11 protein-coding genes are annotated in these 12,614 nt (G+C 73.9%); 7 read left to right on the plus strand and 4 right to left on the minus strand.

Translation table 11 applies throughout. The features are described from left to right. Positions 1–28: 28 nt before the first annotated feature. On the minus strand, positions 29–1,402 hold the full coding sequence (locus ACL03H_RS15175) for a hypothetical protein (protein ID WP_412811870.1): 1,374 nt from the start codon (positions 1,400–1,402) through the stop codon (positions 29–31). A gap of 142 nt (positions 1,403–1,544) precedes the next feature. Next, entirely contained in the window at positions 1,545–2,516 is a 972-nt protein-coding gene (locus ACL03H_RS15180; RefSeq protein WP_412811871.1) for a hypothetical protein, read from the minus strand. 231 nt (positions 2,517–2,747) lie between these two features. Here ACL03H_RS15180 and ACL03H_RS15185 point away from each other — a divergent pair, with 231 nt between their 5' ends. Continuing rightward, entirely contained in the window at positions 2,748–3,932 is a 1,185-nt protein-coding gene (locus tag ACL03H_RS15185; RefSeq protein WP_412811872.1) for an AI-2E family transporter, read from the plus strand. A 105-nt stretch (positions 3,933–4,037) separates the two neighbouring features. On the opposite strand, the gene ACL03H_RS15190 is transcribed toward ACL03H_RS15185, so the two are convergent. Next, a complete protein-coding gene (locus tag ACL03H_RS15190) occupies positions 4,038–5,234 on the minus strand; it encodes a GGDEF domain-containing protein (protein ID WP_412811873.1) in 1,197 nt (398 codons plus the stop codon). Positions 5,235–5,511: 277 nt separating this feature from the next. Here ACL03H_RS15190 and macS point away from each other — a divergent pair, with 277 nt between their 5' ends. The 6 genes from macS to ACL03H_RS15220 all read left to right on the plus strand — a co-directional run bounded on the left by macS (position 5,512) and on the right by ACL03H_RS15220 (position 10,665). Next, positions 5,512–6,789 carry a MacS family sensor histidine kinase gene (gene macS, locus ACL03H_RS15195; protein WP_412811919.1) on the plus strand — a complete coding sequence of 426 codons (1,278 nt, stop codon included), beginning with the start codon at positions 5,512–5,514 and terminating at the stop codon, positions 6,787–6,789. After that, positions 6,786–7,460 carry a response regulator gene (locus tag ACL03H_RS15200; RefSeq protein ID WP_412811874.1) on the plus strand — a complete coding sequence of 225 codons (675 nt, stop codon included), beginning with the start codon at positions 6,786–6,788 and terminating at the stop codon, positions 7,458–7,460. Before macS ends, ACL03H_RS15200 begins: the two co-directional genes overlap by 4 nt. Positions 7,461–7,722: 262 nt before the next feature. After that, a complete protein-coding gene (locus tag ACL03H_RS15205; RefSeq protein ID WP_412811875.1) occupies positions 7,723–7,905 on the plus strand; it encodes a hypothetical protein in 183 nt (60 codons plus the stop codon). Between the two features lie 80 nt (positions 7,906–7,985). Beyond that, on the plus strand, positions 7,986–8,150 hold the full coding sequence (locus tag ACL03H_RS15210; RefSeq protein WP_412811876.1) for a hypothetical protein: 165 nt from the start codon (positions 7,986–7,988) through the stop codon (positions 8,148–8,150). A 74-nt stretch (positions 8,151–8,224) separates the two neighbouring features. Beyond that, entirely contained in the window at positions 8,225–9,760 is a 1,536-nt protein-coding gene (locus ACL03H_RS15215) for a hypothetical protein (RefSeq protein ID WP_412811877.1), read from the plus strand. Between the two features lie 134 nt (positions 9,761–9,894). After that, a complete protein-coding gene (locus tag ACL03H_RS15220; RefSeq protein WP_412811878.1) occupies positions 9,895–10,665 on the plus strand; it encodes an AfsR/SARP family transcriptional regulator in 771 nt (256 codons plus the stop codon). Positions 10,666–10,828: 163 nt separating this feature from the next. Here ACL03H_RS15220 and ACL03H_RS15225 read toward each other — a convergent pair whose 3' ends face one another. Then, entirely contained in the window at positions 10,829–12,466 is a 1,638-nt protein-coding gene (locus ACL03H_RS15225) for a phosphoenolpyruvate--protein phosphotransferase (RefSeq protein WP_412811879.1), read from the minus strand. Between the last annotated feature and the right edge of the window lie 148 nt (positions 12,467–12,614).

A 12,614-nucleotide genomic window follows, 5' to 3' on the forward strand; every position in this document is an offset into this window, starting at 1 on the left:
GGCGGCCTTCTTCAGCCGTGACGCGCGATCAGACGCGCTGGAACTGCACGGTGTCGTCCGGGTTCCAGCGCGGGCCGATGCCCGGGATCGGGACCGTGTGGCCCTGGGCGGCGCTGATCGAGGGAACCGACCCGATCAGCGGCAGCTCCATCCCGCTGTCGGCGGGCTCGGCGGCGCGCGCCTGCGGGGGCATCGGGTTGGCGGTGATGCGGTCGCGCTCGGGGGTGGCGGCGTCGAGCTCGTCGAGCACCTCGACCCGCACCGGGACGTCCTCCGGCGTGCTGCTGAACCGGGGGATCGCGGCGAGGAAGGACACCGTGGGGCGGTCGTCCGCGCGCGGCCCGATCTCGTCCAGCGCGTCGGTGAGCCGGCCGAAGGTGGGGCCGGTGAGCTGACCGCCGCCGACCGCCGAGAGCTGACCGCCGACCGGCAGCGGGAGCTGAACGCCGGGCTGGTCCGAGCGCTCCTGGAGCACCAGCGGATCGGCCAGCGCGGGCGGCACCTGCGGGAAGTCCTGGTGCTCGCCGGGAAGCTCCAGCACCGCCTGCTCGGAGCGCGCCGCGGGCACGTGCGGCGGGTCGTCGAGGGCGACCGCGAGCAACCCCGGCGGCACCTGGTGCAGCCGGAGCGCGGGGCCGGGGAGCTCACCGGAGGTGAGGTCGACGTCGGCCGAGTCGAGCAGCCCGGCCGAGTCGAGCAGCCCGGCCGGAGCGGCGCCGAGCGGGCCCGGCGCGGCGGCCTCCGCCCGCTCGTCGCCGAGCGCGCCGCCCCAGAGGGCGACGATGCCGTCCTCGGGGTCGACCATCGCCGGGTCGAGCTGCGGGATGATCAGTTCACCGGTGACCTCGGGTGCCTGGACGGCGGCCGGCTGCGCGTGACCGCGGCGGATGATGTCGCCGATCGGACCCGCCCAGCTCAGCGAGCGGTGGAAGCCCTCGGCCGGGGTGCGCATCGCGTGCCGCGAGGCCGGGGCGCCGCGGAGGCTGTGCCGCCCGTCGCTCGGCGCGGGCCGGGCGGTGGCCGGGTCGGCGACCCAACCCGCCAGCTGCATGTCCTGGTGCGGCGCGAGGTCGCGCAGCACCGGGATCTCCTGCGTCATGTCGTGCTCGACGGCCGGAAGCAGGTCGCGCACCGGGTCGATCACACCGGTCAGCACCATGCCGCGCGCGTTGCCGGACTGGAACGGACGCGGGGTGTCGACGTCGAACGCGGGCACCACGGAATCTCCCCGTCCCGGATCTGCCGGCGACCGGTCGTACCGGGTGCCGAGGCTGCCGTGGTTCCCGTTTCCGGAAGGCCGGGAGGGGACGGTGCCCTCGGCTGCGGCCATGGTGGTTCCCACGGCCAGCACACCACCGGTGACCAACGCGGCACGGACGCCGCGCTTCGCCCAAGTCTGCATGCGGACTCCTTCGGATTTTTCCCCGTGCGGACGGGGAGAGCAATGGTTCGAGCGGCGCCGTCATCGGAATGTTGATCACGGTTTTCCGGCGGCGCGCAGGACGTGCGGGGGCCGAGCGGCGGGATCCGCCGCGGGGCGCGGCTCAGTCCGGCGTGGTGCCGGGGGAGGCGGCGAAGGTGCCGCGAAGCGCGGACGACCCGCTCCGCAGGGCGGAGCTCGGGCCCGCGAGGTGCGCGGCGGAGGCGGCGGGCGGCCAGCTCAGGCCGACCCCGCTCGGACCGCCGGAGCCGTCACCGGAGTGCGCGCCGGACCCGCTGACGGGCGGCGGCGGGACGGCGGGCTTGCCCGGGTGCCACGGCCGGTCCGGGCTTCCGGGATCGGTGGGAGCGCCGGTCACCTCGGCGCGAGCCGGGGTGTCGGTGGCGAGCACGAGGTGCGCCGCGGGCCCGCGGTTCGGTGCCGGAGCGGCGGTCGTGGGCTGCGGCGGAACCGGGGCCGGTGCCGGGGACGCGGCCGGAGCCGGGGCGGGCACCGGGGACGGTGCGGGGGAGGGCGCCGGGACCGGGGCGGACTGGGGCCGCAGCGGGGCGGTGAGCTCGCCGAGCCCGTTGACGACCGGCCGGGTCAGCTCGGCCAGCGGGGGCTCGGCGCCGGGCTCGGGTTCGAGGACCCTGCCGACCGGGCGCAGCACGTGTCCGGCGCCGTCGAGGACACCGGAGACCGGTTCGGCCTCGGCGACGCGGCCGACGAGGTGCTGGGGGGCGAGCTCGTCGAGCGAGAAGCGACCGGGATCGGCGCCGGGACTCGCCTGCCCGGACTCCTCAGGAGCCGCGGCCTGGGGCCCGGAGCTCTGCCCCGCACCGGATTCGGCGGCGTCGCCGACCAGCGGCTCGGCGACGTGGTGCACGAGCGCGCCCAGCGGATCACCGGCGGCGGGCCGCTCGGTCGCGGAGGAGCCCGCGGGCGCCGCACCGGAGAGGTCGAGGACGGGATCCGCCTGCGCGGCGAACCAGCCCACCGAGGTGCCCGCGGTCGCCGCACCGGCGACGACGAGCGACCGGGCGAGCAGCCGCCACGCGCGGCCGCCGCCTGCTCTCCGGGGGCTGTCCGACATCTGCTGGTCCGGTTCCTCGTCCCGTCGTGCCTGTTCGCCGAGGGCCGCTCGAACGCTCCGGTTGAGCCGTTCGGCGGCTTGATCCACGTGCGTTGCCGACGGGCACTCTGCCAACGGCGGCGCCCCGGAGGTAGAGATCGCGCCGAACACTCCCGGATCGAGTGAAAGCCGGGCGTCCCCGGATCACTCGGGCGTCCCCGGCGGTTCGTAGATCACGACTACGGTGGCGTCGTGAGCAACACCGAGATCGAGGCGCCGGACGATGCCGCCGCCGACGTGCCCAGGGTCCTGCGCGTGACCGCCGCGGTCTGCTGGCGCCTGCTGGTGGTGCTCGGCGCGTTGTACGTGCTGAGCATGGCGATCGGCCGGCTCTACGTGGTGGTCATCCCCGTGGCCATCGCGCTGCTCCTGGCCGCGTTGCTGGCGCCGGCGGTGTCCTGGCTGGCGCAGCGACGGGTGCCCAGGGCCATCTCCACGGCGGTGGTGCTGGTCGGCGGACTCGCGCTGGTGGGCGGGGTGCTCACGTTCGTGATCAACGCCTTCATCAACGGCTTCCCCGAGCTGCAGCGGCAGATCCTGCGCAGCCTCGACCAGATCCGGGGCTGGCTGCTGCAGGGGCCGCTGCACCTGCGCGAGGAGCAGATCGACCAGTACCTCGGCCAGGCCGCGCGCTGGCTGGAGGAGAACCAGGCCGCGCTCACCAGCGGCGCGCTGTCCACCGCGTCCACCTTCGGCAACTTCCTCACCGGCCTGGTGCTCGCGCTGTTCACCCTGATCTTCTTCCTGCACGACGGCCGCCGGGTGTGGCTGTTCCTGCTGGGCCTGGTGCCCTCGAACGTGCGCGAGCGGGTCGACGTGGCGGGCGTGCGCGGGTTCGCCTCGCTGGTGGGTTACGTGCGGGCGACGGCGCTGGTGGCGGTGGCCGACGCGGTCGGCATCGGCATCGGGCTGACGATCATCGGGGTGCCGCTGGCGCTGCCGCTGTCGGCGCTGGTGTTCCTCGGCGGGTTCGTGCCGATCGTCGGCGCGGTGGCCTCGGGCTCGGTCGCGGTGCTGATCGCGCTGGTGACCAACGGCTGGGTGGACGCGCTGCTGGTGGTGCTCGTGGTGCTGCTGGTGCAGCAGCTGGAGGGCAACGTCCTGCAACCGCTGCTGCTGGGCCGCGCGGTGCAGGTGCACGCGCTGGCGGTGGTGCTGGCGATCAGCGCGGGCGTGGTGCTGAACGGGATCGTGGGGGCGCTGCTGGCGGTGCCGCTGGTCGCGGTGCTGAACTCGGCGATCCGCTCGCTCACCGCCGGGGAGGGCGCGGAGACGCCGGTCGATCCGAACGATCCGGGGGAAGCGGAACCGCCGGAGGAGGACTCCGAGCAGCAGGCCGCCGAGCCGGAGCGCGAGGATTCCAGCTCCGGGAAATAGCGGAATTCGAGACCGATCCGGGCCGAATGCGCATCGCGGGTTCGGCCCGGATCGCGTTCGCCCCCGTTTTCAACGTGAGAATTCCTCACGAATTCGGGCGGGCGATCAGGCGAACTCCACCGCATTCCGCCCGCCCGCCTTCGCGGTGAGCAGCGCGGCGTCCGCCGCCACCAGCAGGTCGGGCAATTCGTAGCCGAACCGGACCGTGCTCGCGACACCCACGCTCACCGTCAGCCCCCGCAGCTCGCGCGGCTCACCCAGGGTGTCGCGGGTCGACACGACGAGCGCCGCCGTGGACAGCCGCACCCGCTCCGCCACGGCGCGCGAGATCTCCGGGCAGGCGTCCGGCAGCAGCACCACGAACTCCTCGCCGCCGAAGCGGCCGACCAGATCCCCCTTGCGCACGCTGTCCCGCAGCATCGTCGCCACCGACGCCAGCACCGCGTCCCCCGCCAGGTGCCCGACCTGGTCGTTGACCCGCTTGAAGTGGTCCAGGTCGAGCAGCAGCAGCGCTGCCGCGCGCCGCCGGGCCGCGGCCCGGCGCAGCTCGGCGCGCGCGGTCCGGTCCCAGTGCAGCGCGTTCGCCAGGCCGGTCTTGCCGTCCCGCTGCGCCGAGCGCCGCCAGTGCGGCAGCTGCCCGGCCAGGTCCAGCAGCGCGAGCATCGGGCCACCGAGCACCGCGATCTCCGGCTCCCGCAGCACCGCCACGCCCAACACCCCGCCGAAGCAGACCGCGACCACGCCCAGCAGCACGTCGATCGGTTCGCCCAGCACGTCCGCCCGGGAGGCCGCGGCATCGCGCAGCCACCGGCCGCCCGCCACCACCAGCGCCCGGACCACCAGCATCGTGGCCCCGGCGAGCACGATCAGCGGCGGGTTCCAGGCCGGGTCCTCCCAGCCGACGATGCCGCGCGCCGCGAAGACGGCGAGCGTGGTCGCGGCGGTGACGAACAGCCAGCGGTGCGGCTCCGGACGAGCGTCCAGGACTCCGTGCAGCGCGGGCCCGAGCAGCAGCAGGACCAGCAGGTTCGGCGGCAGGGTGAGCCCGCCGGCGGCCAGGTAGGCGATGTGCACGGTCCACGGGTCCCTGCGCAAGCCGCTGCGCACGTGGATCGAGACCGAGGTGGCGATGATGACGGCGGCCGCGGTGCCGCCGAGCATGGCGAACCGGAACCACTCCTCGGCGGTGGGCGGCGAGTTCAGCAGCAGCACCGGGAGGACCAGTCCGACCGCCGCCGCCTGGGTGATCAGCACGTGGAGCAGTGCTGGTGCCCGGAGCCGCCAGACGGGCCACGACGCCATGATCCCTCGCGTCTCCTCCTCGCCCGCGGGCGAGCTGTTCCGGATCCGGCGGGCAATTCCGGAAACGCACGAATGGCGGTGTCCCGGCTGCGCCAAGTACCGGATCGACTAGTGCTCCCGAGCCTGGCATAACCCGATCTTGAGTGGAAACCCGGCTCCGCGGTCCATTCGGGTAATCCGCTCGGTGACGACAAACACTGAGCGTGTTCACCGTTCCTCGGTTCCGGCACTCGATCGATACGGCAGGATGGTCGACCGGGAGGGAACAACCGTGGCCATGCCGAAGACCACCGCCTCGCGGCGACCGCGCGTAGCGGACGGGCGATCACCGCTGTGGCGCGCGCACAACTTCTTCCGGTCCGTCGGCCTGGTCTACGCGCTGGTGTGGTTCGCGATCCAGTTCCCGAACTACGCGATGCCCTGGCTCGCCGCCGCCGAGATCCTCGTCATGCTCGCCTGGACGGTGTTCACGGTGTGGCGGTTCCGGTCCTGGGAAGGGCGCACGAACGCGCTGGTGCTGGCCGACCAGGTGCTGATCTCCGCGTTGTTCCTCGGCAACGAGCTGATCATGACCGAGGCGCAGATGGACTCGCTGATGCCCTCGGTCACGACGATGTGGCAGCCGTCGATGGTCACCCTCGCGGGAGTGCAGTGGGGCTGGCTCGGCGGCGGAGCCTCCGGCGTGCTCTCCGCGCTGATCAACTTCGCGATCCGGGACAGCGCGGACCCGCTGATGTTCCAGGACGCCGTGCTGCTGATCGGCTGCGGGCTGCTGTACGGGCTGGCCGCCGACACCGCCCGCGCCTCGACCGAGCGACTCAGCCAAGCGCTGCGCGCCGAGGCCGCGACCGCCGAGCGGGAGCGACTCGCCCGCTCCATTCACGACAGCGTGCTGCAGGTGCTCGCCCGCGTCCGCAAGCGCGGCGGCGAGCTCGGCGGGGAGGCCGCGGAGCTCGCCCGGCTCGCGGGCGAGCAGGAGATCGCGCTGCGCTCCCTGGTCGCGGCCTCCCCGCCGGAACCCGGAGACGCGGGGGAGGTCGACCTGGTGTCCCGGCTCCAGGTGCTGCGCACCGGCAGGGTGCAGGTCTCGGTCCCGGCCACCGGAGCCAGGCTGCCCGAGCCGGTGGGCTCCGACGTGCTCTCGATCGTGCGGGAAGCGCTGGAGAACGTGGACCGGCACGCGGGGCCGGAAGCACGCGCCTGGGTCTTGCTCGAAGAGCTGCCGGACGAGATCGTGATCAGTGTCCGGGACGACGGGCCGGGCATCGCCGAAGGCAGGCTGGCCGAAGCCGCCGCGGAAGGGCGGATGGGCGTGGCGCAGTCGATCCGCGGTCGCGTCCAGTCGCTCGGCGGCACGATCTCCCTGGACACCGCTCCCGGCGAGGGAACCGAGTGGGAGATCCGGCTGCCGCACCCGGACCGGGCGGAGCGGGAGGTCGGCGCCCGCGCCGCGGCGAAGCGGATGTACACCCGGTGGACCGGGCCGTCGACCGGACGATCGGCACCGGGATCGCAACGGCCGGGCCCGGCACCGCGCGGAGGAGGAGAAGGATGACCGAACCGCACGTGTCGGTGATGGTGGTCGACGACCACCCGATGTGGCGCGACGGCGTCTCGCGGGATCTGGCCGAACGCGGCTTCGAGATCCGCGCGACCAGCGGTGACGCGGTCTCCGCGCTGCGCATCGCGCGAACCGTGCGCCCGGACGTGGTGCTGATGGACCTCAACCTGGGCGACACCTCCGGCGTGGACGCCTCGCGGCAGATCACCCAGGAGATCCCCGGCACCAGGGTGCTGGTGCTCTCGGCCAGCGGGGAGCACAGCGACGTGCTGGAGGCGGTCAAGGCCGGGGCCTCCGGCTACCTGGTCAAGTCCGCCTCGGTGGACGAGCTGGTGGACGCGGTGCGCCGCACCGCCGCCGGGGACGCGGTGTTCACCGCGGGCCTGGCCGGCCTGGTGCTCGGCGAGTACCGGCGGATGGCGGTCTCGCCCGGCGCGGAGTCGCAGGCGCCGCAGCTCACCGAGCGGGAGACCGAGGTGCTGCGGCAGGTCGCGAAGGGCCTCACGGCGCGGCAGATCGCGACCAAGCTGGTCATCTCGCACCGGACCGTGGAGAACCACGTGCAGTCCACGCTGCGCAAGCTCCAGCTGCACAACCGGGTCGAGCTGGCCCGCTACGCCATCGAGCACGGCCTCGACGCCGAGGGCGACGCCTCCCGGGGCTGATCCCCGGCGAGATCGCGCCCGTTTCACCCGACCCGGCGACCGCGACGGTTGCCGGGTCTTCTGCTGCTCCGGCGAAAACCGCTGCTCAGCGGTATCGAATCACCGCAGGTGACCGCCGCGCTCCCGCGGTCGCCCACGCGGGTCCCGAACGCGCACCGTGACGTCCCGGTGACGGAGCGGTGACGCCGGTTCTGGCGTACTCCGAACCAGCGGCGAACACGCCGCGGTTCGTCAATTTCGTCAACTCGATGAGGAGCACGAAGTGAGCGCTTTCGAGATTTCCGAGCTGGAGCTGTCCGCCGAGCTGCTGCCGCAGCGCGAGGCGCTGGGCGCCTTCATCAACTGGGCGGACGTGTACGCCACCAACACCGCCGTCGCCATCAACGGCGTGGGCGGGGCCGTGGCCGTCGCCAACCAGGACATCGACCTCGGCCAGAAGTTCTGATCGAGCTGTCCTGACCGAGTTCCCGGTCGCGCGCCGTGGGAAACCGGCGGCGCGTGACCGGGCACCACAGAGGAGGACCCATGGAGCACTTCGAGCTGGCCGCTGAACCGGCCGAGCTGCTGCCCCGCCGCGAGGCCACCAGCCTCGTCGACGTGACCACGGTCGTGCCGGTGAACGTCGGCGTCGCGGTCAGCCTGGGCGGCGACGCGGCCGCGATCGTCGGCCAGTACACGAACGTGGAGTAAAAGCGGATATCGGACGTGCCGGCCGGCCGGGGACGGGGAATTCCCGTCCCCGGCCGGTTTCCTGGAGGGGAACCATGTCAGAAGCGACTCAGGTCGGGGCGGCCGAACCCCCCCGGCCCGGCGAGCGGTCCCGGCCCCCGGTGCCCGCCCAGCAGCAGGCGCCACCGCAGGAGTCCGCGAGGGGGCTGCCCGAGCCCGGCGCGACCACGCAACCGCTGCCGGTCGTGCGCGCCGAGCGGCGTCCGGCGCCCGACGGCGGATCCTCGTCGGCGGAGCCCGCGGTGACCGCCGAGGTCGACGAGCACGCCGTTCCGCAGCTCGCCGAGGGCATCTCGCTGTGCGGGCGCTACGAGGGCGCCGGGTACACCGAACCGCGCTTCCTCATCGCCCGCGCCGACGGGCAGATGGTGCTGATGTCCGAGCTGCTGTACCTGGTCACCGCCCAGATCGACGGGCGCCGGGACCTGCGCGAGATCGCGCGGCGGGTCAGCGCCGCCTGCGGGCGGGAGATCTCCCCGCCCGGGATCGGCTACCTGATCGGCGACAAGCTGCACGGGCTCGGCGTGGCCGCGCTGCACGAGCCGGTGGCCGAGACGCCGCACGCGGATCCGCTGCTGACGCTGGCGCTGCGCGGGGTGCTGCTGCCCGCCCGGGTGGTGCGTCCGCTGGCCGCGGTGCTGGCGTGGCTGTTCCTGCCCGTCCTGGTCGTCGCCGTGGTGTGCGCGATGGTCGTGGCCGACGTGGCGCTGCTGAGCTCGGGTGCGCTGGACCCCGCGTTCCACTCCTCGGTGGGCGACCCGCTGCAGGTGCTCGCGCTCGTGCTGCTGCTGATCAGCTCCACGCTGTTCCACGAGACCGGGCACGCGGCGGCCTGCCACTACGGGGGCGGGCGACCGGGCGCGATCGGGGTAGGCATCATGCTGATCTTCCCGGCGTTCTACACCAACGTCACCGACGCCTACCGCCTCAACCGGGCCAGCAGGCTGCGCACCGATCTCGGTGGGCTGTACTTCAACGCGATCTTCATCCTCGGGGCCACCGGGTTGTTCTGGGCGACGGCGTTCCCGCCGCTGGCCGTGTTCATCGTGCTCAGCCACCTGCAGATGCTCCAGCAGCTGCTGCCGCTGATCCGGATGGACGGCTACTACATCCTCGGCGACCTGGTCGGGGTGCCGAACCTGTTCGGGCACGTGCGGCCGATGGTCCGCAAGTGGCTGGGCCGCGCGCGGCCGGGGGAGGACACGGGCGCGGAGCTGCGCCCCCGGGTCCGGCTGCTGGTGACGTGCTGGGTGGCGGTCGTGGTGCCGGTGCTGCTGTTCGCGATGGTCATGCTGCTGTTCCGGGTGCCGCGGTACCTGGGCACGGCGCTGACCCGCGGGCACGACTACTGGGTCTCCGGGCTCGCCGGGTTCGCCCAGGGGCAGGTGCTGGGCGGGGTGCTGGCGGTGTTCTCGCTCCTGGTCCTGCTGCTGCCGTGGATCGGCGGCGTGGCGTTCGTGATCCGCACCGGGCGCAAGATCGGACGCTGGTACCGGCGCAAGCGACCCCGCTACGTACCGCGCCACGCCGCCCCGGCGACGCGGAACCGGCTCGGGCTGCGCATCTCGTGACCAGCGGTTTCGGCACGCCGGGCGTCCCATCACTCCGAGTAGCGGCTGTAACGGCGCACCGACGCGGCGGCGACGCCATCGGTGACGGGTCGCGCCTGGTCGCGGCCGGTCTTGCTCGGAACGAGGGGGGAAGCATGAGCGAGGGACCTGGGCGCTCGATCCCGCTCCCGCGGCCGAAGGCCGGGGAGCGGTTGCGGCTGGCACTGCTCGGAGGGTGGTCGCTGCACCGCGACGGCGCCGGGGTGCCCGTCTCCAGCAACGGGCAGCGGCTGCTGGCGCTGCTGGCGCTGCGCGGGCGGATGCAGCGGGAGCTCGTGGCGGGCACGTTGTGGCCCGGCACCGACGACCAGAGCGCGCTGGCGAACCTGCGGACGACGCTGTGGCGGGTGCGCAGGCGGGTCCAGGGGGCGATCACCGGCGACGGGACGGAGGTCGGGCTCGGCGCGGAGGTCTCGGTCGACGTGCACGAGCTGATCACGACGGGGGATCGGCTGCTGAACGGGGACCCGGCGGAGCCGATCGCGGACTGGGCGGCGATCGGGCACACGCTGGCCCGGCACGACCCGCTGCTGCCCGGCTGGTACGAGGACTGGGTGCTGGCCGAGCGCGAGCGGTTGCAGCAGATCCAGGTGCACGCCCTGGAGATCGCGGCGGAGCGGCTGGTGCAGTCCAGCCAGCTGGCGACGGCGCTGGAGGTCGCCCACGCGGCGACGCTCGTCGAACCGTTCCGCGAGACCGCGCACTGCGCGGTGGTGGAGGTGCTGCTCAAGCAGTCGAACCCAGCGCAGGCGCTGCGGCACTACCGGCGCTACGAGCAGCTGCTGGACCGGGAGCTGGGCATCGAGCCCTCGCGACGGCTGCGGGAGCTGGTGCGTCCGGTGCTGGGTCAGCGGATCCGCGCCTGATCCGACCCGGGTGCCCTCAGGGGGCGGGCACCTGAGGGCGACGAGCTCCGCTGGGGATGGGGCTCGCCGCCCGGAGCACCGGCCGCGTCGCGGTATCGCCCTACCGAGACGCGGCCGGTGACCGGGGTGGGACGTGTCGCGCGCGCCCCACCCCGGACCGGGATCACCGCAGGGTCGCGGAGGCCGCTTCCCTGGCCCGCGCGGCGTTCGGCGCGCTCTTCGCCTCCTCGGCGGCCTTCTGGTAGGCGACCAGCGGGTGCGCGCCGAGGGCCGAGCCGACGGCGGGCACGGCGGCGGCCGCCATGGACAGGCTGCTCACCCCGAGCCCGGCGAGCACCCCGGCCAGCAGCGGGTCCGAGGCGGCCTCGCCGCAGACCCCGACCGGCTTGCCGAGGCGGTGCCCGGCCTGCCCGATCAGCGCCACCAGCCGAAGCAGCGCCGGCTGCCACGGGTCGTTCAGCCCGGCGAGCGCACCCGACATCCGGTCGGCGGCGAAGACGTACTGCGCGAGGTCGTTGGTGCCGACGCTGACGAAGTCCACCGCGTCGAGCACCTCGTCGGCGGTGAGCGCGGCGGCCGGGACCTCGATCATCACCCCGGCGCGACCGAGCCCGGCGGCGCGCACCCGGTCGGCGAACCAGGCGGCCTCGTCGGCGGTGGCCACCATCGGGGCCATCACCGAGACCGTCGCGCCGGAGTCCTGCTCGGCCCCGGCGATCGCCTCCAGCTGGCGGTCCAGCACCCCGGGCCGCTCGAAGCACACCCGCAACCCGCGCACGCCCAGCGCGGGATTCGGCTCGGCTCCCATGTCGAGGAAGGACAGCGGCTTGTCCGCACCCGCGTCGAGGGTGCGCACGACGACGGGGCGGCCGTCGAACGGCGCGAGCACCTCGGCGTAGGCGGCGCGCTGGGTGCGCACGTCCGGTTCCTCGTCGGCCCCGAGGTAGCAGAACTCGGTGCGGAACAGGCCGACGCCCTGCGCACCGGCTTCCACCGCGAGCCGCGCGTCGGCGGCCGAGCCGACGTTGGCCACGATCGACACGGCGTGCCCGTCGGCGGTGCCCCCGGTGCCGTTCCAGTCCACGCCCCGCCCGCGTTCGGCGGCCTGGGTGCGCACGGGTTCGCCGGAGGTCTCCACGCTGCCGGTGTCGCCGTCCACGAGCACGCCCACCACGGGCGCGGCGGCGAGGATGCCGCGCGCGGCCACGACGGCGGGGATGCCGAGGGCCCGGGCCAGGATCGCGGTGTGGCTGGTGGGGCCGCCTTCCTCGGTGACCAGCGCCAGCACCAGGGCGGGGTCGAGGTCGGCGGTGTCGGCGGGCGCGAGGTCGCGGGCGAGCAGCACGCTCGGCCGGTCCAGGTCCGGGACGCCGGGCGGCGTCGCGCCGAGCAGTTCGGCGATCACCCGGTCCCGCACGTCGTGGATGTCGCGGACGCGCTCGGCGAGGTAACCGCCCGCGTTGCGCAGCGCGTCGGCGAAGCCGTTCGCGGCCTCGTGCACCGCGCGCGGGGCGGGCAGCGCGTTGTTGGTGACGAGCTGCTCGGCTTGGGACAGCAGCGCCGGGTCCAGCGCCATCGCGGCGGTGGTCTCCAGCACCGCCTTGGCTTCGCCGCCGACCGCGCCCGCGCGCTCGAACAGCCGATTCGCGACGGATTCGGCGGCGGGCCGGATGCGCCGGGCCTCGGCCGCGACGTCGGCCGGAGCCGGTGTGGCGGCGGGTTCGGGCAGGGCTTCGGTCACCCTGGCGACCGGGCCGGATGCTCTGCCGGAGCTGACTCCGACACCAGTGAACAGCGACATGGTCTAGACCATACCCCTCTCTTGCGGCCTCTCCTCGATCGTAGGCACCGATCATCCGATCGGCCTGGAAGTGCGGTACCTGAACGGGCACCGCAGGTGAATTCGCACTCCGCTACGTACCCGTACGGAGCAGCCGTTCCACTAACCG

It is taken from the genome of Saccharopolyspora antibiotica (genome assembly GCF_047200635.1).
Lineage (GTDB): Bacteria > Actinomycetota > Actinomycetes > Mycobacteriales > Pseudonocardiaceae > Saccharopolyspora_C.

What these genes read in the sequence shown, in the direction of transcription:
- macS (WP_412811919.1), top strand. Translation starts at nt 5,512, where the DNA reads ATGCCGAAGACCACCGCCTCGCGGCGACCGCGCGTAGCGGACGGGCGA.
- ACL03H_RS15220 (WP_412811878.1), top strand. Translation starts at nt 9,895, where the DNA reads ATGAGCGAGGGACCTGGGCGCTCGATCCCGCTCCCGCGGCCGAAGGCC.
- ACL03H_RS15180 (WP_412811871.1), bottom strand. Translation starts at nt 2,516, where the DNA reads ATGTCGGACAGCCCCCGGAGAGCAGGCGGCGGCCGCGCGTGGCGGCTG.
- ACL03H_RS15225 (WP_412811879.1), bottom strand. Translation starts at nt 12,466, where the DNA reads ATGTCGCTGTTCACTGGTGTCGGAGTCAGCTCCGGCAGAGCATCCGGC.
- ACL03H_RS15215 (WP_412811877.1), top strand. Translation starts at nt 8,225, where the DNA reads ATGTCAGAAGCGACTCAGGTCGGGGCGGCCGAACCCCCCCGGCCCGGC.
- ACL03H_RS15210 (WP_412811876.1), top strand. Translation starts at nt 7,986, where the DNA reads ATGGAGCACTTCGAGCTGGCCGCTGAACCGGCCGAGCTGCTGCCCCGC.
- ACL03H_RS15175 (WP_412811870.1), bottom strand. Translation starts at nt 1,402, where the DNA reads ATGCAGACTTGGGCGAAGCGCGGCGTCCGTGCCGCGTTGGTCACCGGT.
- ACL03H_RS15190 (WP_412811873.1), bottom strand. Translation starts at nt 5,234, where the DNA reads ATGGCGTCGTGGCCCGTCTGGCGGCTCCGGGCACCAGCACTGCTCCAC.
- ACL03H_RS15200 (WP_412811874.1), top strand. Translation starts at nt 6,786, where the DNA reads ATGACCGAACCGCACGTGTCGGTGATGGTGGTCGACGACCACCCGATG.